We start from the raw sequence: 26,413 nt of genomic DNA on the forward strand, positions 1-26,413 counted from the left end.
GACCCATGACCCCACAGAACACCACTGCCGGCACCACAGCCGACACCACAGCCGACGCCACCATCGAAACCACCCCGGTCATCCCCCTCCCGCTCTCCCTCGCCCGCGACTTCACCGCCCTCACCGCCGTCCTCACCGCGGCCTCCACCTTCACCGCCTGGACCTGGACCGACGCCTTCCCCGGCAACCTCACCATCACCGGCTACCCCGGCGGCCTCCAACTCCTCACCCTCACCGGTGCATTGCTCACCCTGCTCCACACCCTCGCCACCCGCGACATCCCCGGCCTCCGCTGGCTCAACCCCTCCGGCGGCCACACCGCCACCGCCCTCCTCGCGGCCGGAACCTTCGCCACCACGTGGTACACCCTCATCGCCATCGCCGAACAACTCGGCGGCATCGTCAACCTCGAACCCGGCGGCTACCTCGCCGCCCTCACCTCCCTCCTCACCCTCCTCAGCGCGCTCTCCCTCCCCATCGATCGCCGCACCTCCGCCTCCTACCCCGAGACCGGGCTCCTCCGCTCGCCCGTCATCCGCGGCATCGTGCGCACCGTACGGCCCGGCAGGAGCAACCGGCCCCTGCCATCCGCCCGGCCCCTGCCCACCTGGGCCGAAGTCCTCGTCATCGCCGCCTCGTTCGGCCTCGGCCTCACCGTCCTCACCTACGGTGTCGGCACCTCGTACGGCGAACTCTTCACCGGCTTCCTCCTCCTGACCGGCTTCGCCGCCGCCGCACTCCGCAAGGCCGGACTCCTCACCCGCCTCGCCGACCTCACCGCCCGGCACCAGGGCGCCACCACCACCATCGCCTTCCTCGCCGCCGCCGCCTTCCCCCTCACCCAGGACACCGACGAATACACCCTCATCATCGTCAACATCCTGATCTTCGCCACCGTCGCCCTCGGCCTCAACGTCGTCGTCGGCCTCGCCGGGCTCCTCGACCTCGGTTATGTCGCCTTCCTCGGCGTCGGCGCCTACACCGCCGCCCTCGTCTCCGGCTCCACCGCCTCCGTCTTCGGCGTCCACTTCCCCTTCTGGGCCGCCGCCCTCACCGGCGCCGCCGCCTCTCTCGCCTTCGGCGTCGTCATCGGCGCCCCCACCCTGCGCCTACGAGGTGACTACCTCGCCATCGTCACGCTCGGCTTCGGCGAGATCTTCCGCATCACGGCCCTCAACCTCGACGGCACCTCCGGCCCATCCCTCACCAACGGCCCCAACGGCATCCCCAACATCCCCGACCTCAACCTCTTCGGCTACGACTTCGGGGACTCCCACTCCCTCGGCGGGATCACCCTCAACCCCTACGCCAACTACTACCTCCTGATGCTCCTCTTCACCGTCATCGTCGTCCTCGTCTTCAGCCGCGCCAGCAACTCCCGCATAGGCCGCGCCTGGGTCGCCATCCGCGAGGACGAAACCGCGGCCAACGCCATGGGCATCAACGGCTTCCGCCTCAAGCTCCTCGCCTTCGCCCTCGGCGCCGCCCTCGCCGGACTCGCCGGCACCGTACAGGCCCACGTCATCCACACCACCGTGCCCGAGAGCTACGTCTTCGCCGGCCCCGTACCCCCCAACTCCGCCTTCCTCCTCGCCGCTGTCATCCTCGGCGGCATGGGCACCATCACCGGCCCGCTCCTGGGCGCGGCCCTGCTCTACCTCATCCCCGCCAAGCTCCAGTTCCTCCAGGACTACCAACTCCTGGCCTTCGGCGCGGCCTTGATCATCCTGATGCGCTTCCGTCCCGAGGGCATCATCCCCAACCGCCGCCGCCAGCTCGAGTTCCACGACACCGCGACCACCGGGGCGGAGGCATGACCACGATGACAACCACCCCCGTCCTCGCCGCCACCGGCGTCACCATGCGCTTCGGCGGTCTCACCGCCGTACGCGCCGTCGACCTCACCGTCGGCCAGGGCCAGATCGTCGGCCTCATCGGCCCCAACGGCGCCGGAAAAACCACCTTCTTCAACTGCCTCACCGGCCTCTACACCCCCACCGAAGGCACCGTCACCTACCAGGGCAACCGCCTGCCCGCCAAACCCCACCTCGTCACCCAGGCAGGCGTCGCCCGCACCTTCCAGAACATCCGCCTCTTCGCCAACATGACCGTCCTCGAAAACGTCCTCGTCGGCCGCCACAGCCGCACCAAGGAAGGCCTCCTCTCCGCCCTCCTGCGCACCCCCGCCTTCCACCGCGCCGAAACCACCTCCACCCAACGCGCCAGGGAACTCCTCGAGTTCACCGGCCTCGCCGCCAAGGCCGACCACCTCGCCCGCAACCTCCCCTACGGCGAACAGCGCAAGCTCGAGATCGCCCGCGCCCTCGCCAGCGACCCCGGCCTCCTGCTCCTCGACGAACCCACCGCCGGCATGAACCCCCAGGAGACCCGCACCACCGAAGAACTGGTCCTCGCCATCCGCGACCAGGGCATCGCCGTCCTCGTCATCGAGCACGACATGCGCTTCATCTTCAACCTCTGCGACCACGTCGCCGTCCTCGTCCAGGGCGAGAAGCTCGTCGAAGGCACCCCCGACACCGTCCAGAGCGACGAACGCGTCATCGCCGCCTACCTCGGCACCCCCTTCGAAGGCGCCCCCGGCGAGGACGAAGTCGCCGAAGTCGAAGCAGCCGAAGCCCACGCGGGGGAGGACGAGACCCGATGACCGCCCTGCTCGAAGTCGCCAACCTCCGCGTCGCCTACGGCAAGATCGAAGCCGTCAAAGGCATCACCTTCACCGTCGAACAGGGACAGGTCGTCACCCTCATCGGCACCAACGGCGCCGGAAAGACCACCACCCTCCGCACCCTCTCCGGCCTCCTCACCCCCCTCGCCGGCACCATCCGCTTCGACGGCAAACCCCTGCGCGGCATCCCCGCCCACCGCATCGTCGCCCTCGGCCTCGCCCACTCCCCCGAAGGCCGCCACATCTTCCCCCGCCTCACCATCACCGAGAACCTCCAGCTCGGCGCGTTCCTCCGCAAGGACACCCAGGGCATCGCCCAGGACATGCAACGCGCCTACGACCTCTTCCCCATCCTCGGCGAACGCGCCAAACAACCGGCCGGCACGCTCTCCGGCGGCGAACAGCAAATGCTCGCCATGGGCCGCGCCCTCATGTCCCGCCCCAAGCTCCTCATGCTCGACGAGCCGTCGATGGGCCTCTCGCCGATCATGATGCAGAAGATCATGAGCACCATCACGGAGTTGAAGGCCTCCGGCACGACCATCCTGCTCGTCGAGCAGAACGCCCAGGCCGCCCTCACCCTCGCCGACCGCGGCCACGTCATGGAGACCGGCCGCATCGTCCTCTCCGGCACGGGTGCGGAACTCCTCCACGACGAGTCGGTGCGCAAGGCGTACCTCGGCGAGGACTGAACGCGAAGGGGCTCGTACCGGCCGATGCCGGTACGAGCCCCTTCGCTGTGCGTCGTTACTGCCCCTGCGCCTTCTTCTCCTGCGCATCCTCGATGACCGCCTCGGCCACCTGCTGCATGGACATCCGGCGGTCCATCGACGTCTTCTGGATCCACCGGAACGCGGCCGGCTCGGTCAGCCCGTACTGCGTCTGCAGAACGCTCTTCGCCCGGTCCACCAACTTGCGCGTCTCCAGCCGCTGCGAGAGGTCGGCGACCTCCTTCTCCAGCGCCTTCAGCTCCGTGAACCGGGACACGGCCATCTCGATCGCCGGCACGACGTCGCTCTTGCTGAACGGCTTCACGAGGTACGCCATCGCGCCGGCGTCACGAGCGCGCTCGACGAGCTCGCGCTGCGAGAACGCGGTGAGCATCAGGACCGGGGCGATCGAGTCCGCCGCGATCCGCTCGGCCGCGGAGATGCCGTCCAGGACCGGCATCTTCACGTCGAGGATCACCAGATCCGGACGGTGCTCACGCGCGAGCGCAACCGCCGTCTCACCGTCGCCCGCCTCGCCCACGACGGAGTAGCCCTCTTCTTCGAGCATCTCCTTGAGATCGAGACGGATCAGCGCCTCGTCCTCGGCGATCACGACACGGGTGGTGTGCGGAGGGGTGTGCTGCGGCTCGTCGTCGACGGGCTGATTGGGCTCGGCGGCGCTCACGGGTCTCCGTTCCGTTCCGGGCTGGGGCCTTAGCAGCCTACCTAGCAGCGGGCCGCGACATGTACACGGTATGGTGTGACCAGCAACCGGCCCGGTTGGTGGAACTAGGTTAGACACGCGAGTCTCAAACACTCGTGCCCTTTCGGGCATGTGGGTTCGAATCCCACACCGGGCACCCACAACCTCCGCAAAGCGGAGCTTCCCCTTCTCGTGAATTTCATAAGCCTTCACAGTCTGAGCACACTTCATCGCCGACAGTGACGTCATGAAGTTTCACGGCAGCGAGGTCCGCCAGAAGGCACTCGATCTACTCCGCTCGGGGCTGGCAAACGCCGAGGTGGCACGACGGCTCCAGGTGCCTGTGGGCACAGTTAGCTACTGGCTGCATATGGACCGTTCCAAACGCGGGGAGTGTCCCGGCCCCCACACCCCAAAGTGCCCACGATGCGATGGCGGTGCGCTCGACGAGCCTGCGTACTCATACCTGCTAGGCCTGTACCTGGGCGACGGCCACATCATCCAGTGCGCTCAACACCGAGTACCCAGCCTCATGGTCACATGCGACAACGCATGGCCCGGGCTGATGGATGCATGCGAAGCGGCGATGCGCGCGGTCTTCCCCGACAACTCCGTGTGCCGAGTCCGGAGCACCGGCTGCCACAACGTGAAGATCTACTCCAAGCATCTGTGGTGCATGTTCCCGCAACACGGCCCCGGGAAGAAGCATGAACGAACGATCACCCTCGAGCCCTGGCAGCAGCAAGTAGTGGATGCACACCCCTGGGACTTCATACGCGGGCTCATCCACTCCGACGGCTGCCGGATCACCAACTGGACGACCAAAGTCGTGAACGGTGAGCGCAAGCGCTACGAGTACCCGAGGTACTTCTTCAGCAACAAGTCGGATGACATCCGGAAGCTCTTCACGGACACCCTCACCAAGGTGAGCGTCGAGTGGAGTACCCTCGCCCGCGGCAGCGACCCTTTCAACATCTCCATCGCCCGCCGCGCGTCCGTAGCGCTCATGGACACCCACATCGGCCCGAAGTACTGAACACCCCCGGCTCACCCTCACCCCCGAGGCGCATCGTCCTCCCCGACATGGTGCACCCGCACCAGGTTCGTGGAGCCCGGCGTCCCGGGGGGTGATCCGGCCGTGATGATGACCATGTCTCCCTTGCGACATCGCCCGATCCGCAGCAGGTACTCATCGACCTGGTCGACCATCTCATCGGTCGTCTGCACCATCGGCCCGAGGAAGGTCTCAACGCCCCACGTCAGGTTGAGCATTGCCCGCGTCCCCGGCTCCGGGGTGAACGCCAGGAGCGGGATCGGGGAACGGTACCGCGACAACCTCCGTACCGTGTCACCGGATTGAGTGAACGCGACGAGGAACTTCGCCCCGAGGAAGTCGCCCATCTCGGCCGCGGCACGCGCCACCGCACCGCCTTGCGTACGCGGCTTGCTCCGCTCCGTCAGCGGGGGCAGCCCCTTCGCCAGGACGTCCTCCTCCGCGGCCCGCACGATGCGGTCCATCGTCTTCACCGTCTCGACCGGATGCTTGCCGACGCTCGTCTCGCCGGACAGCATCACCGCGTCCGTCCCGTCGATGACGGCGTTGGCGACGTCGGACGCCTCGGCCCGTGTGGGACGGGACGCGTCGATCATCGAGTCGAGCATCTGCGTGGCGACAATGACCGGCTTCGCATTGCGCTTGGCCGACTTGATGGCCCTCTTCTGCACGATCGGGACCGTTTCCAGCGGCATTTCGACGCCCAGGTCGCCGCGCGCGACCATGATGCCGTCGAAGGCGAGGATGATCTCGTCGAGGTTCTCGACGGCCTGCGGCTTCTCGACCTTGGCGATGACGGGCAGCCGGCGCCCTTCCTCGTCCATCACCCGGTGAACGTCGTCGATGTCCTTCGCCGTTCGCACGAACGACAACGCGATGACGTCGGCGCCGATCCGCAGCGCCCACCTCAGGTCGTCGACGTCCTTCTCGGAGAGCGCGGGGACGGAGACGGCGACGCCCGGCAGGTTGAGGCCCTTGTGGTCGGAGACCATGCCGCCTTCGATGACGGTGGTCCGTACCCGGGGGCCGTCGACGCCAGTGACCTCGAGGCAGACGCGGCCGTCGTCGACGAGGATGCGTTCGCCCGCGCACACGTCGGCGGCGAGGCCGCCGTACGTGGTGCCGCAGTGGTGGCGGTCGCCGAGCACGTCCTCGACGGTGATGGTGAACTCGTCGTCGCGTTCAAGGAGTACGGGGCCCTCACGGAAGCGCCCGAGGCGGATCTTCGGGCCTTGAAGGTCGGCGAGGATGCCGACGCTGCGACCGGTTTCCTCCGCAGCCTTCCGCACCCGACGGTAACGCGCCTCGTGGTCGGCGTACGTGCCGTGGCTGAGGTTGAAGCGGGCGACGTCCATACCGGCTTCGACGAGTGCCTTGATCTGCTCGTACGAGTCGGTGGCGGGCCCAAGAGTGCAGACGATTTTCGCTCGGCGCATGCCACGACCATATGGGCTACTACCGGGTAGAGGATTGGCCGACTGCCACCGCCCAACGTCCTTTGGGTAAAAGCTTGTTGACAACTAGTGAAACGTGCACGGGGGCGCTCCGATGAGCACTCGGAGTGCCCCCGTCCGCCTGTCATCCGCCTGTCTCACAGCACCGGAGGGGTGATGGTGAGACGGGCGTTGACGTGGGCGTGGACGATCTGGCGCTGGGGTTCGAGGTCGAGCGCGGGGGCGCCCGCCGCTCCGCCGTACGCGGCGGCGCGCATCATGCCGCCGGCGGGCGCGACGGCGAGCGGGGTCTGATCCGCTTCCGTGTCGGCGAGTTCGAGGAGGGCGACCAGGCGGGAGCCGAGGGCGTCGGCGTATTCGCGGGCGCGCTGGACGGCGTCGTGCACGGCCTGGCGGCGGGCTTCGCGGTGGACGGACGAGTCGGGGCGCAGTCCCCACCAGGGGCCGTCGACGCGGGTGAGTTCGAGGTCGGCGAGGCGGGTGGTGAGTTCGCCGAGGACGGTGAAGTCGGTGAGTGTGGCCGTGATGTGGACGTGGCCGCGGTAGGAGCGGATGCGCTCGTGGCGGCCTTTTTCGTTGAGTTGGGGGGTGATGGTGAAGGCACCGGTCTCGAGTTTTTCGACGGCTTCGCCGTGGGCCTTGATGAGATCGAGTGCGTGGTTGTTGCGGCGGGTGAGGTCGTCGAGGGTTTTGCGGCGGTCGGTGCCGCGGGCGGTGAGGGTGACGCCGAGGTGGGCGATCTCGGGGTCGACCTCGATGCGGGCCTGGCCCTGTACGGCGATGCGGGGTGCGTCGGGGGTGCCGTAGGGCAGGGGTGGGCGGTCGTCGGGTGTCGTCATGGAGCAAGCATGGGGCAGTCATGTCGTTTCGGTCACCGGATCGCAACCTTGGAAGGGTGTCGCGAGGGCGGCGGGTGAGGTCAGAATCTACGCGCGTTGGTGCCGGGCCGTGGTGGCCCGGCCGTTGTGTGATCAGGGATGGGGAAGCGTAGATGGCGCTCAACCGCAGGAAGTTTCTGGGGCGTACGGCTGCGACGGGCGCGGGGGTGGCGCTGACGGGCGCGATCGGCGCGTCCCCCGCGGTGGCGGCGCCGGAGGGGCACCGGAAGAAGCGGCGGTACTCGCTCACCGTGATGGGGACGACGGACCTGCACGGCAATGTCTTCGACTGGGACTATTTCACGGACGCGAAGTTCCAGGACAAGGCGCACAACGACGTGGGTCTGGCGAAGGTTTCGACGCTGGTGAATCACGTCCGCAAGGAGAAGGGGCGCCGCAACACTCTTCTCATCGACGCGGGTGACACGATTCAGGGGACGCAGCTGGCGTATTACTACGCCCGTGTGGAGCCGATCACGCATGCGCATGGTCCGGTGCATCCGATGGCGAAGGCGATGAACGCCATGGGCTATGACGCGGCGGCGGTGGGCAACCACGAGTTCAATTACGGCATTCCGGTGCTGCGGAAGTTCGAGCAGCAGTGCCACTTCCCGTTGCTGGCGGCGAATGCGCTCGACGCGAAGACGTTGCGTCCGGCGTTCCGGCCGTATGTGATGAAGCGGGTACGCACTCCGTACGGTCGTGATGTGCGGGTGGCGGTCCTGGGGTTGACGAATCCGGGGATCGCGATCTGGGACAAGGCGAACGTCCACGGGAAGATGGTGTTCCCGGGCCTGGAGGAGCAGGCGGCGAAGTGGGTGCCGAAGCTGCGGTCGATGGGTGCGGACGTGGTGATCGTGGCGGCGCATTCGGGGGCGGACGGTTCGTCGTCGTACGGTGACGCGCTGCCGTACGTGGAGAACGCGGCGGCGTTGGTGGCGGAGCGGGTGCCCGGTATCGACGCGATTCTGGTGGGCCACGCGCATGTGGAGATACCCGAGTACCGGGTGACGAACAAGAAGTCGGGCAAGCCGGTGGTGTTGTCGGAGCCGCTGAAGTTCGGGCAGCGGCTGACGGTGTTCGACTTCGATCTGGTGTGGGGCCGGGGCTGCTGGCAGGTGGAGTCGGTGTCGGCGAAGGTGCTGAACTCGAACACGGTGCCCGAGGATCCGGCGATCACGCGTCTGGTGCGGGACCAGCACCGGAAGGTGGTGGCGTATGTGAACGAGCGGATCGGTTCGTCGACGGCGGCGATGAGCTCGGCGGAGGCTCCGTACAAGGACACGCCGATTCTGCGTTTCATCAACATGGTGCAGGCGCGGACGGTGAAGGCGGCATTGGCGGGTACGGCGTACGCGTCGTTGCCGGTGCTGTCGCAGGCGTCGTGCTTCTCTCGTACGGCGGCGGTGCCGGCGGGTGAGGTTTCGGTGCGCCAGGTGGCGGGGCTGTATCCGTTCGAGAACACGCTGGAGGCGCGGCTGTTGACGGGTGCGCAGGTGCGGGCGTATCTCGAGCACTCGGCCCGGTATTACGTCCGTACGCCGGCCGGTGCTCCCGTCGATCCGGCGAAGCTGACGAATGCCGAGAAGATCCCGGACTTCAACTATGACGTCGTGAGCGGTCTTTCGTACGAGATCGACATCGCGAAGGAGCCGGGTCGGCGGATCGCGAATCTGCGGTTCGAGGGCAAGCCGCTGGACGACGGGGCGCGGTTCGTTCTGGCCGTGAACAACTACCGGGCCAGCGGCGGGGGGAACTTCCCGCACGTGGCCCGGGCGCAGCAGTTGTGGGCGAATTCGGAGGAGATCCGGAACACGATCATCGGCTGGGTGCGGTCGGAGCGGACGATCGATGTGGGGCGTCTGTCGTCAGTGGACTGGAAGTTGACGCGGGATGGTGTGCCGCTGTTCTGAGGCGGTGTGTGAGGTGGCGTGGGGCCGCGGTGCGGAGTTCCGTGGCTCCAGGCCGAAGGTGGTGAAGGCGGTGCGCTGGGGCAGGGCGTAGTGGGTGGTGCCGGTGATGGTGTTGAGGATGGTGGCGCTGCGCCAGGCGGTGAGGCCGAGGTCGGGGGTGCCGACGCCGTGGGTGTGGGTTTCGGCGTTCTGGACGTGGATGGCGCCCTGGACGAGGGGGTCGAGGACGAGGCGGTGGTGCCGGTCGATGCGGGGCCGGCCGGAGGAGTCGCGGCGGATGTAGGGGTCGAGGGCGGCGAGGAGGGTGTCGACGCGGCGTTCGCGGTAGCCGGTGGCGAGGACGACGGCGTCGGTGGTGAGGCGGGAGCGGGCGCCTTGGGGGGCGTGCTCGAGGTGGAGTTCGACGCGGGTGGTGCCGACGCGTCCGGCGGTGCGTACGAAGACTCCCGGGGTGAGGGTGGTGTCGGGCCAGTCACCGTGGAGGCTGCGGCGGTAGAGCTCGTCGTGGATGGCGGTGATGGTGTCGGGGTCGATGCCCTTGTGGAGTTGCCATTGCTGGGGCAGGAGTTGGTCGCGTACGGGTTCGGGGAGGGAGTGGAAGTAGTTGGTGTAGTCGGGGGTGAAGTGTTCGAGGCCGAGCCTGCTGCGTTCCATGGGGGCGAAGGCGGGGGTGCGGGCGAGCCAGTGGAGTTTTTCGCGTCCGGTGGGGCGGTGGCGCAGGAGGTCGAGGAAGACCTCGGCGCCGGACTGTCCCGATCCGATGACGGTGATGTGGTCGGCGGCGAGGAGCTCGGCGCGGTGCGCGAGGTAGTCGGCGGAGTGGATCACGGGGACGCCGGGGGCCTCGGCGAGGGGGCGCAGGGGTTCGGGGATGTGGGGGGTGGTGCCGACGCCGAGGACGAGGTTGCGGGCGTAGGCGCGGCCGAGGGCTTCGGCCTCGCCGTCGGGGTCGAGCTGGGTGTAGTCGATCTCGAAGAGGACGCGCTCGGGGTTCCAGCGGATGGCGTCGATGTGGTGGCCGAAGTGGAGGCCGGAGAGGTTGAGGCTGACCCAGCGGCAGTAGGCGTCGTATTCGGCGCGCTGGATGTGGAAGCGCCCGGAGAAATAGAAGGGGTAGAGGCGGTCTCGGGACTTGAGGTAGTTGAGGAAGGTCCAGGGGCTGGCGGGGTCGGCGAGGGAGACGAGGTCGGCGAGGAAGGGGACCTGGAGGGTGGTGCCGTCGATGAGGAGGCCGGGGTGCCAGTTGAAGGTGTGGTTCTCGTCGTAGAAGGCGGTGTGGAGGTCGGCGAGGGGGTGGGCGAGGGCCGCGAGGGAGAGGTTGAAGGGGCCGATGCCGATGCCTGCGAGGTCGAGTGGGCGGTCGGGGGCGTTGGTGGGGCTGGGGGGGTTGGTCATGCGGTGTGCGACCTTCCACGAGTCCGAATGTATGTTCGAGGCGAACGGCACCCGGCTGCCCTGGAGGATCCCGGCAGGGACCCCCTGGCGCCCCGGGCGCCCGGCGGCCGACTCAAGCTACCGGCTGTATCCGATCAGTGACGTCCGGTGGGATGGGGTTCGCCCGATGGTGGTACCTGCCCGGTCGCGCGGCCCGGCCGGGCTCCCCGAGGGGGCGTGGCGGGGGCATGGACGGGGTGCGCGGCAGAGCCGGGGGGCGTCTTCGACTACCCTGCACACCATGGCCATGATGAACCTCGCTATCGACTTCGGACCGCTGAAGCCCGAACCCGCCCCCCTCGTGATGGGCTTCGTGCTCTTCTTCATCGTCTTCATCGTGATGGCGAAGGGGATCCTGCCCAAGATCAACAAGGTCCTCGCCGAGCGTGAGCGGGCCACCGAGGGCACGTTCGAGTCGGCGGAGGAGACGCGCGCCGAGGCGGAGCGGGTCCACGCCGAGTACCAGGCGCTGCTGGCCGACGCGCGGCACGAGGCGGCGCGGCTGCGGCAGGAGTCGGTCGAGCAGGGCAACGCGATCATCGCGGATCTGCGGGCCGAGGGCCAGCGCCAGCGCGAGGAGATCATCTCCGCGGGCCACGCCGTGATCGACGCGGAGCGTGCGGTCGCGGAGGCCGAACTGCGCGAGCAGGTCGGCAAGCTGGCCACGGAGCTGGCGGGCCGGATCGTCGGCGAGCCGGTCGAGGACCACGTGCGCGAGAGCGGCGTCGTCGACCGCTTCCTCGAGGACCTGCGGACGGCGAAGGCGTCGGACGCGGTGGAGGACAAGCGCGGCTGATCCGCGCGGACAGCAGACAGCAGAGCATTGGGCCCCGGCGCCCGTTCCCGGAAGGGAGCGGGCGCCTTTGTCATGACGTGCCTAGGCCCGGGCGATGGTCTCGTGGTGGCGGATGACCTCGGCGATGATGAAGTTCAGGAACTTCTCGGCGAAGGCCGGGTCGAGCTTGGCGTTCTCGGCGAGGTCGCGCAGCCGGGCGATCTGGCGGGCCTCGCGGCCGGGGTCGGCAGGTGGCATTTTGTGGGCGGCCTTGAGATGGCCGACCTGCTGGGTGCACTTGAAGCGTTCGGCGAGCATGTGGATGACGGCCGCGTCGATGTTGTCGATGCTGTCGCGCAGGCGGAGGAGCTCGGCCTGGACGGCCGCGTCGTCGGCCCCGGGATTGGTGCTGTCCTTCATGCTGACCCACCCTATGCGGACAGTGGCGATCATCAGATGACCGGTGGATGCGCCGGGTCCGGGATCCGGTCGCTCCAGCCGCCGGGGACGCTGCGGCCCTGGCGTTCGCGGAAGTGGATCGGGGCGGTGCCGACGCGGCGGGCGAAGAGCCGGCTGAAGTAGGCGGGGTCGTCGTAGCCGACGCGGCGGGCGACGGCGGCCACGGGCAGTTCGGTGGCGGCGAGGAGCTCCTTGGCCCGCCCGAGGCGGATGCCGAGCAGGTAGTCCTTGGGGCTGCACCCGGCGCTGCGGCGTACGACGGTGCGCAGGGCGGCGGGGGTCATGCCGTGGCGGGCGGCGTGCTGGGCGACGGACAGGGGCAGGAAGGCGTCGCGGGCGAGGGCCACCAGGACGGGGTCGCCGTCGGGGCCGGTGTCGGCGCGGGCGCGGCGCAGGGCGACGAGGAGTTCGTGCACGGCGGCGGCGGTCTCGACCTCGAGGAGCGGGTTGCCGCGGCGGGCCGCGCGGGCGATGCGGGCGACGACGGCGCGGGCGCCGATGGTGTCGGTGAGGGGGACGACGGGGTGCCCGGTGCCGATGTAGCCGAGCTCGGTGTAGGCGGCGACGGCGGTGCCGGCGAAGTCGACGAAGCTCTCGTCCCAGCCGCTGCCGTCCGCGGCGCCGTAGTGGTGGAGGACGCCGGGCAGCAGCCACAGCAGGGCGGGGGCGGTGACGGGGTGCGTACGTCCGTCGGGGGTGCGGTACCAGCCGCTGCCGGCGCTGATGACGACGGCGACGTGGTGGTCGAGGGTACGGGGGCCGACGGTGGGCAGGGCGCCGTGCTGGAGACCGACGCCGAGGCAGACGAGGCCCAGCCGGTGGTGGACCGGTCCGGGCGTGAAGTACCGCATCCAGGTGTGATACACGCGCCGTCCTTCCTCGGTCCCCCGGAGTGGTTCCGTCCAAGCAGCGCCGATCTTTGTCCATGGCCGTCTTCCCCGCCAGAGGGCGAGGATGCCGGTGTGACGGCGGAGTTCATGGTGGACGGGCGTCCGGTGCGACTGCTGTCGGGTGCGATGCACTACGTGCGGGTGCACGAGGGGCTGTGGGCGCACCGGCTGGGGATGCTGCGGGCGATGGGGCTCAACTGCGTGGAGACGTACGTGCCGTGGAACTGGCACGAGCGGGCGCGGGGCCGGTGGCACGACCCGGGCGCGCTGGGCCGGTTCCTGGACGCGGCGAGTGCGGCGGGCCTGCGGGCGATCGTGCGCCCCGGCCCGTACATCTGCGCCGAGTGGGAGAACGGGGGCCTGCCGCATTGGCTGACGGGGCCGCTGGGGTCGCGGGTGCGCACGAGCGACGAGGAGTATCTGCGGGCGGTGGACGGCTGGTTCGAGGCGGTGGCGGACCAGGTGGTGGGGCGGCAGGCGGACCGGGGCGGTCCGGTGGTGCTGGTGCAGGTGGAGAACGAGTACGGCTCGTACGGCAGCGACCGGCCGTACCTGGAGCATCTCGTCGGGAAGCTGCGGTCGTCGGGGGTGACGGTGCCGCTGGTGACGTCGGACGGGCCGGAGGATCACATGCTGACCGGCGGCACGGTGCCGGGGGTGACGGCGTCGGTGAACTTCGGTTCGGGGGCGCGCGAGGCGTTCGGGGTGCTGCGGCGGCACCGGCCGCACGGGCCGTTGCTGTGCATGGAGTTCTGGTGCGGCTGGTTCACGTACTGGGGCGGCGAGGGCGTGGTGCGGGACGCCCGGGAGGCCGCGGCAGCGCTGCGGGAAGTACTGGACTGCGGCGCCTCGGTGAACATCTACATGGCCCACGGGGGCACGAGTTTCGGCGGCTGGGCGGGCGCCAACCGGTCCGGGGAGGATTTCCGCGGGGCGCTGCGTCCGATCGTCACGTCCTACGACTACGACGCGCCGGTCGACGAGTACGGGCGCCCGGCCCCGAAGTTCTGGGCCTTCCGCACCGTACTGGCGGACTTCGCGGACTCCCCTCCCCCCGAACTCCCGCCGCCTCCACCGTCGTTGCCGTCGCGCCTCTCCGTACGCCCGGACGCGTGGGCACCGCTCGCCGCGGTCATGGACGCGGTCGGCGGCGAGGAGACCGAGGGCGCGCTGCCGCCGTCCTTCGAGGAACTCGGCGTCGACCGCGGCGTGGTCCGCTACCGCTTCGCGCTGCCCGGGCCGCGCCCGGCCCTGCCGCTGTCCGTGGCGGGCCTGCGCGACCGGGCGGTGGTGTACGTCGACGGAGTGCGCACGGCCGTGCTGACCGCCGAGGACGGCCTGATCGGCGAGGTGGCGGGCCCGGCGTCGGTGGAGCTGTGGGTGGAGTCGCTGGGCCGGGTCAACTACGGCCCGCGGCTGGGCGAACGGAAGGGCCTCACCGGCGGACTGCTGCACGAGCGGCAGTATGTGCACGGCGTACGGGCGCGGGGGCTGCCGCTCGACGCGCTGGAGGTGCCCGGGGCGCTCGAGGCGGTGCCGTGGCGCCCGTCCGGCACCGCCGCCGGCGCCCCGGGCCTCTACCGGGCCCGGTTCTCCATCCCGGCCGCCGGGGACGCGCTGCTCGAACTGCCGGGCTGGTCCGGCGGGTTCGCGTGGGTGAACGGCTTCTGTCTGGGCCGCTACCGGGCCGAGGGGCCGCAGCGCGCACTGTACGCACCCGGCCCGGCGCTGCGCGAAAGCGACAACGAGCTGCTGATCCTGGAATTCGAGGAGGCGGGCGAACCGCTGGTGCGGCTGGGCGGACTCCCGCCCCTCCCCACATCCCGCTGATCACCGGCCGATGACGGTGACCAGCGGGACGGCCCCTGTGGGGGGTCTTTTCCCTAGATCGTGCACCGTGAAGCAGTCATGGCGGAATTCAACGGCCTTCTCTGGCCCCGGTTTTCCGTAACTCCCCGCCTGCCCCACCCGCCCCGTGTACGATGCCCGGCCGATGCCGCTCCCCCGCGGCGGCGCCGGCCGTGGCCACACCCTGCTGCCCCGGGCGCGCGGTGACCATGGACAAACGAGAACGGGCGGTTGGACTCTCGGTGCGCGTCGCTTGCGCGTCACCGCTCAGTTCGCGGCCTGCCGGTCGTCGTAGGCGGTGCGCGCCGCGATGACCTCGCCGATGTTCTCCTCGGCCCAGATCTTGATCTCCCGCATCAGCGGCAACAGCCGCTCCCCCAGCGGTGTGAGCGCGTAGTCGACGCGGATGGGCACGGTCGGGGTCACGGTCCGGGAGACGAAGCCGTCGCGCTCGAGGTTGCGCAGGGTCTGGGTGAGCATCTTCTGGCTGACGCCCGCGAGCTTATGAGAGAGGTCGCAGTAGCGCTGTGGCCCCTCGGCAAGTGCGTTCACCGCCAGACTGACCCATTTGTCGCCGATGCGGGAGAGCAGATTCCGGGCCGGACACGCCGCGAGGTAGGCGTCGTAGGCGGCCTGTTCGGGTGTGCGCGGCGTGGTCATGACTCTCCTTCGCGTGGGGAACGCACTCTGAAGTGCGTACTTCCTTATGGAGAGTAGCTCTCCATAAGGTCGGAGGCGGCAGCACGAGAACAGAACTCGACGCGAGGAGAAGCATGACCATGCACGCAGTGACGGTGCGGTCGTTCGGCGGCCCGGAGGTCCTGGAGTACGGGGAGGTGCCGGTGCCCGCCGCCGGGCCCGGGCAGGTACGGATCCGCGTCGAGGCCGCCGCCGTCAACCCGGTCGATATCGCCACCCGTTCGGGACTGCTCGCCGAGGCGGGCCTGATGGCGCCGCGCGGGACGACCGGCATCGGCTGGGACGTCGCGGGCGTCGTCGACGAAGTCGGCACGGGCGTCGCCGGGTTCGCCCCGGGCGACCGGGTGATCGGCCTCCGCGACCGGCTGGACGTGCCCCTGGGCACGTACGCCGAGTACGTGGTCCTGGACGCCGGCGCCGTCGCACCCGCCCCCGCCGACACCCCGGCCGCCGAGGCGGCCACGCTCCCCCTGAACGGCCTCACCGCACTGCAAGCCCTGGACGCCCTTGCCCTCCGGCCCGGCGCGACCCTGCTCGTCACCGGGGCCGCGGGCGGGGTCGGCGGCTTCGCCGTCGAACTCGCCGCACAGCGCGGCCTGCGCGTGGTGGCCTCGGCCGCTGCGGGGGACGAGGAGTTCGTACGCGCCGCCGGTGCCGAGTGGTTCGTCCCCCGCGCCGACGACCTCGCCGACCGCGTCCGCGCCCTCGTACCGGGCGGCGTGGACGCCGTCCTGGACGCCGCCGTCCTCGGCGTCCGCGCCCACGCCGCCCTGCGCAACCGCGGCACCTTCGTCTCCGTCGTCGCGGGCGGCGCCCCCATGCCGCTGCGGGGCACCACGGTGACCGAACTGTGGGTCGCCGCCGACACGGACGGCCTCGCGCACCTCTCCACCCTCGCGGAGAAGGGCCAGTTGACCCTCCGCCTTGCCGCCACGCTGCCCCTGCGGGAGGCGGCACAGGCCCACACGCAGCTCGCGGAGGGCGGAGTACGGGGCCGTCTGGTGCTTGTGCCGTAAGGCACTTGTAGAGTCCGGCGCATGATCGCCGCATACATGTACACCGTGATCGACTGCCCGGACCCTGCCCCGCTGGCCGCCTTCTACGGCGAGATCACCGGCTGGACCGTGGACGCCACCGACCCGACATGGGTATGGCTGACCGCCCCGGACGGCCGGCGGATCGCCTTCCAGGGCGTCGAGGAGTACCACCCGCCCCGCTGGCCCGACCCGTCCCACCCCCAGCAGTTCCACCTGGACTTCGAGGTCCCCACGCGGGAGGACGTCCTGCGCGCCGACCGCGAAGTACTCGCACTCGGCGCGATGTTCCTGCACGACAGCGGGGGCAGCAAGCGGGGGTTCCGGGTGTACACGGATCCGGCGGGGCACCCGTTCTGCCTGTGCTACGGGCAGAGTTGAACCCCGGCCTCCTCGGCATCGCCGCAGCCCTCATCAACTGCCGTCGGTTCACCGGGGGAGGGACTTCGCAGAGCGCCGCATGCGGCAAACCGAGCCGCAGGTGTGCCAGCGTAACCAGCAGCCGGTCCACGAAGACCAGCCGCTGCTTCGGTCCGGCACCTGCCGCCCGGCGCCGGTCCTGGCCCCGCCGCCGGCGCAGCGCCGACTCGCGCGGGAGACCCCGGGCAGGGCAGGATGGGAACAGGCCGCACGGGCCCAGGCAGGCATCACAACTCGCCTAACCCGTGCGGCCCTTCTCACATCGCGGGCAGATCGCGACCACAAGTCCTACGAGTGTGTCCGCCATACCACCGCCTGGGCGACGATGACCCTCTCACCGTTGAAAGTGACCGCAGGGCCTTCGTGCAGTTCGTAGCCCAGGGCTATCGCTTCGCTCACACGATGGCAGAACGCGGCGTCGTCCGGGCCGGTCAAGACTCGGTAGATCGGCAATCCGTCTGGTGGTGTACCCATGAAGAGAAAGATCTCATGCGCACCCGCCCACCGAGCCAGCGACCAGAATTCCCAAGGCCAATCGTTCCCAAGGCCGTAAGAGGCCCGGGGAACAGTTCTCACAAGGTGCATTCTGTGCTTGCCGCAGCGACCTCGGTTCGAACTCCGTTGGTCATCCGTGCGCCGATCGCAGGTGGCACCCCATTTCCGCCGTCCACGAGATCGCCGCTTCTCTGTTGCCCTCGCGCGTCGCCCGGTAGTACTCGGCCTTGATCTGGGCGCAGCGCGTACAGCGGGTGGCCAGGGGCTGGAGGACGGGGCTCCGCGCTTCGCCGTTGTCGGGTGTCGTCATGCCGCCAGACGCTAAGGAGGCCGCTCTGCGGCGGGCAATGGCACTTTGGCCGGGCAGCCCGCACAAGTGCCACAGCAGTTCACATCGGTACGCCGATCGCATCGGCGAGGATGCGCATGTCCGGTGTGAGTGTCCGGCGCTTGTCGATCACGCGGCCGAGGATGTCGCGGGCGTAGCGCTGGTTGGCCAGCCACTGGGGGGCCACGGACCAGATGCCGTGCAGGACGTCGACGGCCTCGGCGTACTGCCGCGAGCGCACGTGGGCCTCGGCCACGTCGAGCAGGTGCCGGTTGCGGTTGTTGGACGTCGGGCGCAGGCCCTCGACCGGCATGCGCTGGGCGAGAGTGAGGACCACATCCGGGCGGTCGGCGATCATCGCGTTCTCGGCTCGCTTGAGTGCCACGGTCGTGGGGCCGAAGGCGCGCAGGAAGTCCTTGCCGGGGGCGTACTCGCCTCCCATCGCCACGGCAGCGGCATGGGCAAGGCGCAGGGCGTCATCCGCTTCGCCCGAGCGGTTGTCGCGTGCGGCCGCTGCCGACAGGCGCAGCAACAGCCAGCCCCAGCCGCTCAGTTCCGCCGCCGAGGCCCGTGACATGCGCGGCTCAACCTCGTCGGTCCAGCGCGCCGCGAGTTCACGGCCCGCGCCGAGCCGGCCCTGGCGCAGCAGCAGCCAGCATTGGGTGCTGGCGGTGGCCGCGCCCTGGAGTGCGTCAGGTGATTCGGCCAGGGAGCGCTCCAGGGCTGTCGCCGCGGCTTCGTACTGGCGGGTCTGGGTGAGGAGCCAGCCGGTGAGGTGCATGAGGCGGGCACGCAGCGCCTGCCCCGCGTCGTCCGTCTCGGTCAACGCATCCGTGTCACGGATCAACGCGGGGAGGATTGCCGCGAGTTCGGCGTATTTGTCGCCGGAGAACAGCGGCAGGGCTGATGCGAGCGCGCTGCGGATTCCGGAGGCGGTGGGCGGTTCGTCCGGCTCGTCGGAGCGGGCGGCCGTACCGCCCGCCAACGCCTCGTGGACAGGCGCCCACTTGCCGGTGTCCCGCGCCTCCGGTGGGCCGCCGTCCATGAGGTGGGTCGTCGGTACGCGGAGGGCCACCGCGAGCCTTCGTGCCGTTTCCAGTCGCGTGTCGCTCCGGTCGCCTTGCTCGAGCTTGCGGATCAGTGACAGCGAGACGCCGGATTCGTCTGCCAGTTCGCATTGGCTCATACCGCGGCGCTTGCGTACGTCCCGGAGTCGTTCGCCGACAGTGGCGCTCATGGACCGAGCGTACGCCCGGTCCCGTACCCCCTCAGGCCAGTTCCAGCTCCGCCGCCACCGCGCGCAGCGCCGCGCCCCCGCCGCCCACGATCGGGGTGCCGTGGCCGAAGCAGACCGTCTCGATGCCCTCGAGGGCGGCCTGCTTGCGGAAGGAGGCGATGACGCCGGGCCAGTCCTCGTTGAAGACGCCCGGCATGAGGCGGTCGACGTTGGCGATGGTGTCGCCCGTGAACAGCACGCCCGATGTCGTCATATGGAGGGCGATGCTGCCCGGGGTGTGGCCCTCGACCGAGACCACCCGTACGTCCTCGCCCCAGTCGAGGGTGTCGCCGTCGGTCAGTTCGCGGTCGACGCGGCACGGCGGGGCGCCGTCGATGTCCGGGATGGTGGCGTGGACGGCTTCGAAGATCGGTACTTCCCAGTCGAGGAGCGGGGGTGTGGTCTCGGGCAGTTCGCCGCGGATGACGGCCGCGTCGGCCTTGCCGGCCAGGACGCGGGCGCCGGTGGCCTTCGCCAGGTCGGCGGCGGAGCCGGTGTGGTCGTAGTGGGCGTGGGTGAGCACGATCTCGCGTACGTCGCCGGGGCGGGCGCCCAGTTCCTCCAGCGCGGCGAGGATCTGCGGTGCGCAGTCGGGGAGGCCGGTGTCGACCATGGCCCAGCCGGAGTCGTCGCGCAGGCGGACGAGGTAGGCCTGGCCGACGGTGAAGCTCAACATCCATATGCGGTCGGTGACTTGCTTGGTGTCCATGGCGGCCACGCTAGTGATCATCCGTTACAGGTCCCAGGGTATTGCGCCCTTGGCGGATTGAGCCCCCGGCGAACATCACTCCGCGTTCTCGAGCGCAGCTCGCTGTCGCGGTGTCAGTTCGTCCTCGTCGACGCGCCGGAGCAGTGCGGCGTGGCGGCCCGCGGGGCACCAGCCGTACTGGCGGCGGCCGAGGCGGATGGTGGTGAGGGAGAACGAGGGGTTCCAAGTGCGCCAGAAGACATGGCCCTTGGTGCAGATGACGGGGGTTTCGGACATTTCTTTCACACCTCCAGGAGTCGCTCGCTGGTGAAGCGGGTGGCCAGGGCGGCCATCAACGCCAGGGCGGCGCAGGCGCATCCGGCGGCGTAGGACCAGGAGAAGACGGAGTAGGAGCCCGGGTCGGCGGCCAGGTAGAGCGTGGCGGCCAGGGCGGGGAGGACTGCGGCCAGGCGGACGGGGCCGCCGTTGAGGCCTGCGGTGACCTTGAGCCAGGCGGGGCGGGTGAAGGCGACGAAGGTGAGCAGCGCGGTGGCCCACAGCATGGACGCGAGCGGGACGATCAGCGCGGTGGCGAGGTATTCGCCGGTCGGGTGGATCGTGCTGCCGCCGATGAGGAGGACTGCCGTCGCCAGGCCGAGGGAGGTTCCGGCGAGGACGGTCCAGGCGAGGAAGGAGAAGGCGAAGGCCGTCGTGGCGTAGCCGAGGAAGAGGGCGCGGGGGCGCAGTGAGGTGGCCAGGAGGCTTTCCATGACTCCGCCCGAGACGTCGGGCGCCAGGATGGAGCGGCTGACCGTGAGGCCGGTCAAGCAGGCGGCGACGGCGAGGAGATGGGGCGCGGTGAGCAGACCCGTGGCCATGGCGGCGTCGACGGTGCTGACGGTGCCATGGCCGGTTCCGACGCGCAGGGGGCCTGTGGCGGGCAGTTGCGGGGTGCCGTGGATGCCGCCGGGGAAGGCCTGGGGCAGTACGAACAGGAGCAGGACGACGCCGGCGGCCGCGGCGGCCGGGATGGCGAGTACCTGTCTGCCCTGTTGTGCCCAGGTGCGGGCGGCGAGGGCGCGGGCGAGGTGGCGGCCGGTCACGTCGGGTCCTCCAGGAGGCGGCGCGCGAGGGTGTCGGGGTCGGCGGTGATCCGGTCGACGCCGAGGACCGTGGCGCCCGAGGCGACCGCGGCGGCGACGAGTTCGCCGATCGTCGATCCGGGCGGTACGTCGATGCGTATCCGTCCGTCGTCGAGCGGGAGGGAGGGGGCGGCCTCGTCGGGCCAGGGGCCTTCGCACCGTACGGCGTAGGCGTCGGGTTCACGGGCGGAGAGGGCGGAACGGGCCGAGAGGCGGCCGTCCTTGAGGACGAGGATCCGGGTGGTGATGCTGAGTGCTTCGGGCAGGTTGTGGGTGGAGTAGAGCACGGTGCGGGTGCGGGACCAGTCGCGGATGAGGTCGCGGACGAGCGCGGAGGTGACGGGGTCCAGGCCCGTGAGCGGTTCGTCGAGCAGCAGGATCGACGGGTCTCCGAGGAGGGTACGGGCGAGGTCGACGCGCTGCAGCTGTCCGCGGCTGAGGCGTCCCGTGCGGCGGTTCCACAGCGGGTCGAGGGTGAAGGTGTCGCGTACGGCGGCGAGGCGCCGCTCGCGCGGGGCCGGGTCGGGGCAGCGCAGCGCGGCCCAGAACTCGAGGTTGCGGCGCACCGTCAAGTCGCCGGAGACGGCGGCGCGGTGGCCGAGGTAGGCGATGGCGTCCTTGGCCCCGGGGCGGGTGCGCAGGTCGTCGCCGCCGACGGTGACGCGTCCGGCGAGCGGGGCGAGGATGCCCGCCATGACGCGCATGAGCGTGGTCTTCCCGGCGCCGTTGCGGCCGAGCAGTGCGTACACGCCCGCGGAGAGGGTGGCGTCCACCGGGCCGAGGGCCGGTGTGCCCCGGTAGCCCGCGTGGACTCCCTCCAGGACGAGTGAGGCCGGCATTGCCTCCCCTTTCATGACTCACTTCATGACTCATTCATGAGTTGTTCTAGGGGAAGTAGAACAACTGGGGTGCAGGGTTGTCCAGCCCTCCCCCTCGGCAACTTCCCTCAGTCGCGCCGTCGTTCGACCGGGAACACGGCGCGGACGAGCCAGCCGCCCTCCGGGGCGGGGCCGGCGCGAAGGCTGCCGCCCATGGCCTTGGCGCGTTCCGTGAGGCCGACGAGGCCGAAGCCGCCGCCCTTGGCCTCGCCCTCGAGGGGGGCCGGGCGGCGGCCGTCGTCGGCGACGCGGACCTCGACGCCTTCGGAGATGCCGCGGACGCCGATGCGGACGGCCGTGGCGTCGGCGGCGTGTTTGCGGACGTTGGTGAGGGACTCGCGGACGACGCGGTGGACGGCGGCGGCGACGTCGCCGGGGAGCCAGGCCTCCATGCCGTGCTCGATGTAGAGGGCGACGGGCGGGCCGGTGCGGGCGAAGTCGTCGGCGACGGCGCGGACCTCGGGGAGCCCCGCGAGGGGTACGGTCTCCGGCTCGACGCCCTCGCGCAGCACGCCGACGAGGCGGCGCATGGCGCCGAGGGCCTCGCTCGCGGAGGCCTCGATGCGCTCGAAGGCGTGGGCGGCGGCGTCGCCCTCGAGCGAGGTGAAGCGGGCGGCCTGAGCCTGGACGGCGATGCCGGTGACGTGGTGGGCGACGAGGTCGTGCAGTTCACGGGCGAGTTCGACGCGCTCGGCGGTGCGCACGGCGGCCATGTCCCGCACACGCTGGGCGGACTGGCCGCGCAGCAGCAGGGAGTACATGCCGACCACGACGGTCAGGGCGCCGAACACGGCGGTGAAGCGGCCGGGGTTGAGGTCGCGCATGGGCGCGGCGAAGGCGGCGGCGGCGAGCAGCGGTCCGAGGACGACGGCGATGCGGGTCTCGGAGCGCTGGACGACGGCGGTCAGCAGGAGGAGCAGGGCGATGTCCTCGCCCATGCCCCAGACGACGCCGGGGCGGATGATGGTCATCAGCAGGCCGGAGGTGGTCAGGGAGACCATCACGGCGATGCCCGCGCGCAGTTCGAGGGGGACCCAGCCGTAGGGCACGGCGCACAGGCAGACGGCCACGCCGGAGGCGAGGATCAGGGCATGCGCCGGAGTGGGCGGACGGGCGAGGACGATGCCCTCGAAGCCGACCAGCCCGAGCAGGAAGACGGCGAAGGCGACCTTCGCGGCGACCGCCCGGTGGGGGTGCCGGGCGGCCCACCCGGCCCATCTGGTCATGTACTGCCTGGTCACGTACTGCCCGTGGCCAGCCCGCTCTCCCAGGCCCAGGCGGCGATCTCGACGCGGTTGCGGGCCTGCAGCTTCATCTGCACGTTGGCCAGGTGGGTCTTGACCGTCGAGAGGGAGACGAACAGTTCGGCGGCGATCTCGGCGTTGGTCGCGCCGCGCGCCAGGCAGCGCACGACGTCCGCCTCGCGCTCGGTGAGGGGCTCGGAGGGCTGCCTGACCGTGCTGACCATGGCGCCGCCCGCGGGTGCCATGTCGCGCAGCAGCCGGACGGTGATGGCCGGGGAGATGAGGGAGTCGCCGACGGCGGCGGCGTGGACGGCCTCGACGAGCATGGCGGGGCTGGCGTCCTTGAGCAGGAAGCCGGAGGCCCCGTTGCGCAGGGCGGAGTGGACGTATTCGTCGAGGTCGAAGGTGGTGACGATGACGATGCGAGGGCGGCCCGCGCGTTCGGGGTGGCGGGCGGAGATCTCGGAGAGGCGGCGGGTGACCTCGAGGCCGTCGAGCTTGGGCATGCGGATGTCGAGAAGGAGGACGTCGGGCTCGTACTGCTCGACGGCGGCGAGCGCCGCCTCGCCGTCCACGACGTCGGCCACGACCTCGATGTCGGGCTGGCTCTCCAGGATCATCCGGAAGCCGGTGCGGACCATCTCCTGGTCGTCCGCGATGACCACGGTGACCGCCATGTCGTAACCCTCGCCGTCTCGGTTGTTTCGGGATGTGCCGGCTGTCGCGGGGCATCCTTCCCATGTCACCGGGGGTGCCGTGGTGCCGCAAGCCGGGATGCCGGGGGTGCTGTGCTCCGGCCGGGTGTCGGTCGGTCAGTCGCCGGCCCGTGCCGGGGTGCGTCGCCTGCGCAGGTGCCGTACGCCGTAGGCGCCGCCGGCGACGGCCAGCAGCCCCGCGCCGGCGACGAGGGCGGGCTTGCCGCTGTCGTGCCGGCCCTTGATGGTCTGCCCGGCCTGGACGATGCGCCGCACCGGGTTGCTGGCCGCCTGCCGGCGCGGCTTCGTGACGGCGGCGGGCCGGTGGCGCGCCTGCTGGCCGGGCTTGTTCGCCTGGTGCACCGGACGCGCCTTGTGCAGGGTGCGGACCGGGTGCCAGGAGGGTGCGACGGCCGGATGCCGGCGCGTCCCCTCGCCGCCGGCCGGGTCCGCCGCCACCGCCGCGGTCGCCGGGAGGATCACTGCCGCCAGGGCTGCGAGCAGGATGAGTACGGCGGTGCGGGGTGTGGCGGACACGGGGTGTGCCTTTCGGTCTGTACGGCGTGCGAGGCCTGCGGTGCGTGCCGGTTTCCGGTGTCCGGTTTTCCGGCGCAGGCCGCGTGTCACCACGTTACGGGCCTTTATGCGCCGCACACCTCGACTGTCCGACCATTCCCGCGTCGGCCGAAAGGATGACGGCGGCCCGTCCGTGTCCCCCTGCGGGCGGGCTCAGCGCCGCAGGGTCTCGAGCTTCGCCGCGGCTGCCTTGATGTCGGGGGCGAAGGTGCTCACCTGGGTGTAGACGCCGGGGTAGCCGGGGCGTGCGCAGCCCTGGCCCCAGCTGACGATGCCGACCTGGACCCAGGCCCCGGAGTCGTCCGGGCGGAACATGGGACCGCCGGAGTCGCCCTGGCAGGTGTCCACGCCGCCGACGTCCATGAAGCCGGCGCATATCTCCTCGCCGCGCACCAGGGTGTCGCCGTAGGCGCCGCGGCAGGTGGCGTCGTCGACGAACGGCACCTCGGCGGTGCGCAGGATGCGCTGCTGGGGGCCGCCCTCGGTGGCGGCGCCCCAGCCGGCGACGGTGAAGGTGCCGGAGTCGTACGCGGTGGAGTCCGTGATCCGGAGCGTGGGCAGGTCGATGGGCGCGGCGAGTTTGATCAGGGCCCAGTCCTTGCCGGAGCCGCTGTAGCCGGGTGCCTGGACGACCTGGGTGGACTTCACCGTGACGGCCTGGTCGGACTGGAGGTCGACGACGCCGGCGGTGGCGGTGATGGAGGTGTCCGGGCCGCTGCCGCCCACGCAGTGGGCGGCCGTGAGGACGATCCGCGGGGTGTAGAGGGCCCCTCCGCAGCCCATGGAGAGGCGGACCATCCAGGGGAACTGCCCCTGCTTGGCCTCGTTTCCGCCGACGACGCCGGGGTTCGGGCGGGTTCCGGTCTCGAGGGCGCGGGCGGTGCCGGGCCGGACGGCGAACGCGGCGAGGACGACCGCGGCGACGAGCAGGCATCTGGCGAATGCCGTGAGGTGAATGCGCAACGGGCTTCCTTTCGTGGTGGGTTGCACGCGCGTGCGTCATGTCACGCACATGACAACTCCTACCCACGGGTGGGGCTCCGCGCACGTAGAGTGGAAGCACGGTGACAGGTCCGGGGGTGGTCGCATGGGTTCCGGCGTCGAGATCCAGCACGGTTTCCCGCATCTGGAGGCCCTGCACGCCTCGGTCACCGCGCTGTACAAGCGGCTGTCGTACGACACGGTGCAGACCTTCGGCCTCAGCGTTCTCCCCTCGGACGTGGCCTTCTCCGACGACGAGGACCCCTACCTCGGCGTGCAGCGCGTCGCCGGGGTGATGGTGCGGCATCTGCGGCTGCCGGACGCGCGGATGATCGTCAGCTTCCGGGAGATGCGGCACGCGGGGAGCGTCGAACTCGCCGCCGGGCCCGAGTACTTCATCGAGCTCAACGCCCGGTTCAAGGCGCACCGGCGGGACATCGGTGCGGCTCTCGCGCATGAAGTGATGCACGTCTATCTGCACCGGCTGGGGCTGGAGATGCCCGGTACGCGGGACAACGAGATCCTGACGGATACGGCTGCGGCGTATCTCGGCACGGGATGGCTGCTGTTGGACGCGTATCGGGAGGATGCGGTCTCGACGCAGAAGCTCGGCTATCTCACGCCGGAGGAGTTCGGTTACGTCCTGGCCAAGCGGGCTCTCGCCTTCGGCGAGGATCCCTCGCCGTGGTTCACCAGTCCGCGGGCGTACGACGCGTACACCGAGGGCCTGGCGCGGGCGCGCCGCGACGCGCAGCGTCCGCCGCTGGCGGGGGCGGGGCTGCTGGGCCGGCACCGCTACGCGCGCGACCGGCGGGTCGCCGCGCGGGGCGGCGCGACGCCGGTGGTGGGGGTGGATGAATACACCTTCGAGGGGCACGACCCGTTGCGGGTGAGCTTCCCGTGCCCGACGTGCCGGCAGCGGCTGAGGGTGCCGGTGCGGGGGGCGTTGCGGGCGCGGTGTGGGTTGTGCGGGGCGGTGTTGGAGTGCGAGACGTAGTGGGGGGGGTGGGGAGTTGTGCCCCGGTCCCGCCCTTTCGCCGTTTCCCCGGGGCTGCGCCCCGGGCCCCGAAACCGCGCTCCGCGCGGTTGTCCTCAAGCGCCGGACGGGCTGAATTTCAGCCCGTCCGGCGATTGGGGACGAGCGGCGAAGCCG

The 26,413-nt window shown here is 70.5% G+C and carries 28 protein-coding genes and 1 tRNA gene; 11 read left to right on the forward strand and 18 right to left on the reverse strand.

Going from position 1 to position 26,413, the window contains the following annotated elements; all coding sequences use genetic code 11:
- Positions 1 to 5: 5 nt before the first annotated feature.
- From ACV530_RS28450 to ACV530_RS28460, 3 genes are read left to right on the forward strand one after another with little or no spacing between them, the layout of a single operon-like run.
- Positions 6 to 1,817 (forward strand): branched-chain amino acid ABC transporter permease, encoded by a 1,812-nt coding sequence (locus ACV530_RS28450; RefSeq protein ID WP_494335497.1) that lies wholly within the window; start codon positions 6 to 8, stop codon positions 1,815 to 1,817.
- A complete protein-coding gene (locus tag ACV530_RS28455) occupies positions 1,814 to 2,665 on the forward strand; it encodes an ABC transporter ATP-binding protein (protein WP_494335498.1) in 852 nt (283 codons plus the stop codon). The genes ACV530_RS28450 and ACV530_RS28455 overlap by 4 nt, the downstream gene beginning before the upstream one ends.
- A complete protein-coding gene (locus tag ACV530_RS28460) occupies positions 2,662 to 3,378 on the forward strand; it encodes an ABC transporter ATP-binding protein (protein WP_494335499.1) in 717 nt (238 codons plus the stop codon). The genes ACV530_RS28455 and ACV530_RS28460 overlap by 4 nt, the downstream gene beginning before the upstream one ends.
- A gap of 55 nt (positions 3,379 to 3,433) precedes the next feature.
- Here the strand turns inward: ACV530_RS28460 and ACV530_RS28465 are convergent, their stop codons facing one another.
- Positions 3,434 to 4,081: an ANTAR domain-containing response regulator gene (locus tag ACV530_RS28465; protein WP_494335500.1), complete on the reverse strand. Its 648-nt coding sequence runs from the start codon at positions 4,079 to 4,081 to the stop codon at positions 3,434 to 3,436.
- Positions 4,082 to 4,170: 89 nt separating this feature from the next.
- Here ACV530_RS28465 and ACV530_RS28470 point away from each other — a divergent pair.
- Together ACV530_RS28470 and ACV530_RS28475 are read left to right on the forward strand one after the other, a co-directional pair.
- Positions 4,171 to 4,256: transfer RNA gene (locus ACV530_RS28470), tRNA-Leu, on the forward strand.
- A gap of 90 nt (positions 4,257 to 4,346) precedes the next feature.
- Positions 4,347 to 5,135 carry a helix-turn-helix domain-containing protein gene (locus tag ACV530_RS28475; RefSeq protein ID WP_494335501.1) on the forward strand — a complete coding sequence of 263 codons (789 nt, stop codon included), beginning with the start codon at positions 4,347 to 4,349 and terminating at the stop codon, positions 5,133 to 5,135.
- A 17-nt stretch (positions 5,136 to 5,152) separates the two neighbouring features.
- Here ACV530_RS28475 and pyk read toward each other — a convergent pair whose 3' ends face one another.
- Together pyk and ACV530_RS28485 are read right to left on the reverse strand one after the other, a co-directional pair.
- Positions 5,153 to 6,589: a pyruvate kinase gene (pyk, locus tag ACV530_RS28480; RefSeq protein WP_494335502.1), complete on the reverse strand. Its 1,437-nt coding sequence runs from the start codon at positions 6,587 to 6,589 to the stop codon at positions 5,153 to 5,155.
- A 155-nt stretch (positions 6,590 to 6,744) separates the two neighbouring features.
- Positions 6,745 to 7,446: an SIMPL domain-containing protein gene (locus ACV530_RS28485; RefSeq protein ID WP_494335503.1), complete on the reverse strand. Its 702-nt coding sequence runs from the start codon at positions 7,444 to 7,446 to the stop codon at positions 6,745 to 6,747.
- A gap of 152 nt (positions 7,447 to 7,598) precedes the next feature.
- Here ACV530_RS28485 and ACV530_RS28490 point away from each other — a divergent pair, with 152 nt between their 5' ends.
- A complete protein-coding gene (locus ACV530_RS28490) occupies positions 7,599 to 9,398 on the forward strand; it encodes a bifunctional metallophosphatase/5'-nucleotidase (protein ID WP_494335504.1) in 1,800 nt (599 codons plus the stop codon).
- Here the strand turns inward: ACV530_RS28490 and ACV530_RS28495 are convergent.
- Complete coding sequence (locus tag ACV530_RS28495; RefSeq protein ID WP_494335505.1) at positions 9,354 to 10,793, reverse strand: lysine N(6)-hydroxylase/L-ornithine N(5)-oxygenase family protein; 1,440 nt, start codon at positions 10,791 to 10,793, stop codon at positions 9,354 to 9,356. The genes ACV530_RS28490 and ACV530_RS28495 overlap by 45 nt on opposite strands.
- A 280-nt stretch (positions 10,794 to 11,073) precedes the next feature.
- On the opposite strand from ACV530_RS28495, the gene ACV530_RS28500 reads away from it, so the two are divergent.
- Positions 11,074 to 11,628: a F0F1 ATP synthase subunit B gene (locus ACV530_RS28500; RefSeq protein ID WP_494335506.1), complete on the forward strand. Its 555-nt coding sequence runs from the start codon at positions 11,074 to 11,076 to the stop codon at positions 11,626 to 11,628.
- An 81-nt stretch (positions 11,629 to 11,709) separates the two neighbouring features.
- Here the strand turns inward: ACV530_RS28500 and ACV530_RS28505 are convergent, their stop codons facing one another.
- Both ACV530_RS28505 and ACV530_RS28510 read right to left on the reverse strand, forming a co-directional pair.
- Complete coding sequence (locus ACV530_RS28505; RefSeq protein WP_494335507.1) at positions 11,710 to 12,027, reverse strand: chorismate mutase; 318 nt, start codon at positions 12,025 to 12,027, stop codon at positions 11,710 to 11,712.
- Positions 12,028 to 12,059: 32 nt separating this feature from the next.
- Positions 12,060 to 12,932 carry a helix-turn-helix transcriptional regulator gene (locus ACV530_RS28510; protein ID WP_494335508.1) on the reverse strand — a complete coding sequence of 291 codons (873 nt, stop codon included), beginning with the start codon at positions 12,930 to 12,932 and terminating at the stop codon, positions 12,060 to 12,062.
- Between the two features lie 111 nt (positions 12,933 to 13,043).
- On the opposite strand from ACV530_RS28510, the gene ACV530_RS28515 reads away from it, so the two are divergent.
- On the forward strand, positions 13,044 to 14,786 hold the full coding sequence (locus ACV530_RS28515; protein WP_494335528.1) for a beta-galactosidase: 1,743 nt from the start codon (positions 13,044 to 13,046) through the stop codon (positions 14,784 to 14,786).
- Between the two features lie 285 nt (positions 14,787 to 15,071).
- Here ACV530_RS28515 and ACV530_RS28520 read toward each other — a convergent pair whose 3' ends face one another.
- Positions 15,072 to 15,464, reverse strand: a complete 393-nt coding sequence (locus tag ACV530_RS28520; RefSeq protein ID WP_494335509.1) for a winged helix-turn-helix transcriptional regulator — start codon at positions 15,462 to 15,464, stop codon at positions 15,072 to 15,074.
- 119 nt (positions 15,465 to 15,583) lie between these two features.
- Between ACV530_RS28520 and ACV530_RS28525 the strand changes: the two genes are divergently transcribed.
- Both ACV530_RS28525 and ACV530_RS28530 read left to right on the forward strand, forming a co-directional pair.
- Positions 15,584 to 16,519 carry an NADP-dependent oxidoreductase gene (locus ACV530_RS28525; RefSeq protein WP_494335529.1) on the forward strand — a complete coding sequence of 312 codons (936 nt, stop codon included), beginning with the start codon at positions 15,584 to 15,586 and terminating at the stop codon, positions 16,517 to 16,519.
- A 21-nt stretch (positions 16,520 to 16,540) separates the two neighbouring features.
- Entirely contained in the window at positions 16,541 to 16,918 is a 378-nt protein-coding gene (locus ACV530_RS28530) for a VOC family protein (protein WP_494335510.1), read from the forward strand.
- Positions 16,919 to 17,245: 327 nt separating this feature from the next.
- On the opposite strand, the gene ACV530_RS28535 is transcribed toward ACV530_RS28530, so the two are convergent.
- The 11 genes from ACV530_RS28535 to ACV530_RS28585 form a co-directional block, all read right to left on the reverse strand.
- Entirely contained in the window at positions 17,246 to 17,431 is a 186-nt protein-coding gene (locus ACV530_RS28535; RefSeq protein ID WP_494335511.1) for a DUF1737 domain-containing protein, read from the reverse strand.
- Positions 17,432 to 17,582: 151 nt separating this feature from the next.
- The gene (locus ACV530_RS28540; protein WP_494335512.1) at positions 17,583 to 17,762 is read right to left on the reverse strand and encodes a hypothetical protein; all 180 of its coding nucleotides are present in this window, start codon (positions 17,760 to 17,762) and stop codon (positions 17,583 to 17,585) included.
- Positions 17,763 to 17,841: 79 nt separating this feature from the next.
- Positions 17,842 to 19,017, reverse strand: coding sequence for a helix-turn-helix domain-containing protein (locus tag ACV530_RS28545; protein ID WP_494335513.1), 1,176 nt, complete (start codon positions 19,015 to 19,017; stop codon positions 17,842 to 17,844).
- Positions 19,018 to 19,048: 31 nt separating this feature from the next.
- Complete coding sequence (locus tag ACV530_RS28550) at positions 19,049 to 19,765, reverse strand: MBL fold metallo-hydrolase (protein ID WP_494335514.1); 717 nt, start codon at positions 19,763 to 19,765, stop codon at positions 19,049 to 19,051.
- A gap of 75 nt (positions 19,766 to 19,840) precedes the next feature.
- A complete protein-coding gene (locus tag ACV530_RS28555; protein ID WP_494335515.1) occupies positions 19,841 to 20,041 on the reverse strand; it encodes a hypothetical protein in 201 nt (66 codons plus the stop codon).
- Positions 20,042 to 20,046: 5 nt separating this feature from the next.
- The gene (locus tag ACV530_RS28560; RefSeq protein ID WP_494335516.1) at positions 20,047 to 20,847 is read right to left on the reverse strand and encodes a hypothetical protein; all 801 of its coding nucleotides are present in this window, start codon (positions 20,845 to 20,847) and stop codon (positions 20,047 to 20,049) included.
- Positions 20,844 to 21,725, reverse strand: coding sequence for an ABC transporter ATP-binding protein (locus ACV530_RS28565; RefSeq protein WP_494335517.1), 882 nt, complete (start codon positions 21,723 to 21,725; stop codon positions 20,844 to 20,846). Before ACV530_RS28565 ends, ACV530_RS28560 begins: the two co-directional genes overlap by 4 nt.
- 107 nt (positions 21,726 to 21,832) lie before the next feature.
- Entirely contained in the window at positions 21,833 to 22,990 is a 1,158-nt protein-coding gene (locus tag ACV530_RS28570; protein ID WP_494335518.1) for a sensor histidine kinase, read from the reverse strand.
- Between the two features lie 11 nt (positions 22,991 to 23,001).
- A complete protein-coding gene (locus tag ACV530_RS28575; RefSeq protein WP_494335519.1) occupies positions 23,002 to 23,685 on the reverse strand; it encodes a response regulator in 684 nt (227 codons plus the stop codon).
- A 135-nt stretch (positions 23,686 to 23,820) separates the two neighbouring features.
- Positions 23,821 to 24,240 (reverse strand): hypothetical protein, encoded by a 420-nt coding sequence (locus ACV530_RS28580; RefSeq protein WP_494335520.1) that lies wholly within the window; start codon positions 24,238 to 24,240, stop codon positions 23,821 to 23,823.
- A 192-nt stretch (positions 24,241 to 24,432) separates the two neighbouring features.
- On the reverse strand, positions 24,433 to 25,242 hold the full coding sequence (locus ACV530_RS28585) for a serine protease (RefSeq protein WP_494335521.1): 810 nt from the start codon (positions 25,240 to 25,242) through the stop codon (positions 24,433 to 24,435).
- A 124-nt stretch (positions 25,243 to 25,366) separates the two neighbouring features.
- On the opposite strand from ACV530_RS28585, the gene ACV530_RS28590 reads away from it, so the two are divergent.
- On the forward strand, positions 25,367 to 26,257 hold the full coding sequence (locus ACV530_RS28590) for a hypothetical protein (protein WP_494335522.1): 891 nt from the start codon (positions 25,367 to 25,369) through the stop codon (positions 26,255 to 26,257).
- Positions 26,258 to 26,413 lie beyond the last annotated feature (156 nt).

Source organism: Streptomyces sp. SX-6, from assembly GCF_059089585.1.

Coding starts and splice junctions, on each gene's coding strand:
- ACV530_RS28450 (WP_494335497.1), top strand. CDS start 6: ATGACCCCACAGAACACCACTGCCGGCACCACAGCCGACACCACAGCC.
- ACV530_RS28455 (WP_494335498.1), top strand. CDS start 1,814: ATGACCACGATGACAACCACCCCCGTCCTCGCCGCCACCGGCGTCACC.
- ACV530_RS28460 (WP_494335499.1), top strand. CDS start 2,662: ATGACCGCCCTGCTCGAAGTCGCCAACCTCCGCGTCGCCTACGGCAAG.
- ACV530_RS28475 (WP_494335501.1), top strand. CDS start 4,347: ATGAAGTTTCACGGCAGCGAGGTCCGCCAGAAGGCACTCGATCTACTC.
- pyk (WP_494335502.1), bottom strand. CDS start 6,589: ATGCGCCGAGCGAAAATCGTCTGCACTCTTGGGCCCGCCACCGACTCG.
- ACV530_RS28485 (WP_494335503.1), bottom strand. CDS start 7,446: ATGACGACACCCGACGACCGCCCACCCCTGCCCTACGGCACCCCCGAC.
- ACV530_RS28490 (WP_494335504.1), top strand. CDS start 7,599: ATGGCGCTCAACCGCAGGAAGTTTCTGGGGCGTACGGCTGCGACGGGC.
- ACV530_RS28495 (WP_494335505.1), bottom strand. CDS start 10,793: ATGACCAACCCCCCCAGCCCCACCAACGCCCCCGACCGCCCACTCGAC.
- ACV530_RS28500 (WP_494335506.1), top strand. CDS start 11,074: ATGGCCATGATGAACCTCGCTATCGACTTCGGACCGCTGAAGCCCGAA.
- ACV530_RS28505 (WP_494335507.1), bottom strand. CDS start 12,027: ATGAAGGACAGCACCAATCCCGGGGCCGACGACGCGGCCGTCCAGGCC.
- ACV530_RS28515 (WP_494335528.1), top strand. CDS start 13,044: ATGGTGGACGGGCGTCCGGTGCGACTGCTGTCGGGTGCGATGCACTAC.
- ACV530_RS28520 (WP_494335509.1), bottom strand. CDS start 15,464: ATGACCACGCCGCGCACACCCGAACAGGCCGCCTACGACGCCTACCTC.
- ACV530_RS28525 (WP_494335529.1), top strand. CDS start 15,584: ATGCACGCAGTGACGGTGCGGTCGTTCGGCGGCCCGGAGGTCCTGGAG.
- ACV530_RS28530 (WP_494335510.1), top strand. CDS start 16,541: ATGATCGCCGCATACATGTACACCGTGATCGACTGCCCGGACCCTGCC.
- ACV530_RS28535 (WP_494335511.1), bottom strand. CDS start 17,431: ATGGGTACACCACCAGACGGATTGCCGATCTACCGAGTCTTGACCGGC.
- ACV530_RS28540 (WP_494335512.1), bottom strand. CDS start 17,762: ATGACGACACCCGACAACGGCGAAGCGCGGAGCCCCGTCCTCCAGCCC.
- ACV530_RS28545 (WP_494335513.1), bottom strand. CDS start 19,017: ATGAGCGCCACTGTCGGCGAACGACTCCGGGACGTACGCAAGCGCCGC.
- ACV530_RS28550 (WP_494335514.1), bottom strand. CDS start 19,765: ATGGACACCAAGCAAGTCACCGACCGCATATGGATGTTGAGCTTCACC.
- ACV530_RS28555 (WP_494335515.1), bottom strand. CDS start 20,041: ATGTCCGAAACCCCCGTCATCTGCACCAAGGGCCATGTCTTCTGGCGC.
- ACV530_RS28565 (WP_494335517.1), bottom strand. CDS start 21,725: ATGCCGGCCTCACTCGTCCTGGAGGGAGTCCACGCGGGCTACCGGGGC.
- ACV530_RS28570 (WP_494335518.1), bottom strand. CDS start 22,990: ATGACCAGATGGGCCGGGTGGGCCGCCCGGCACCCCCACCGGGCGGTC.
- ACV530_RS28575 (WP_494335519.1), bottom strand. CDS start 23,685: ATGGCGGTCACCGTGGTCATCGCGGACGACCAGGAGATGGTCCGCACC.
- ACV530_RS28590 (WP_494335522.1), top strand. CDS start 25,367: ATGGGTTCCGGCGTCGAGATCCAGCACGGTTTCCCGCATCTGGAGGCC.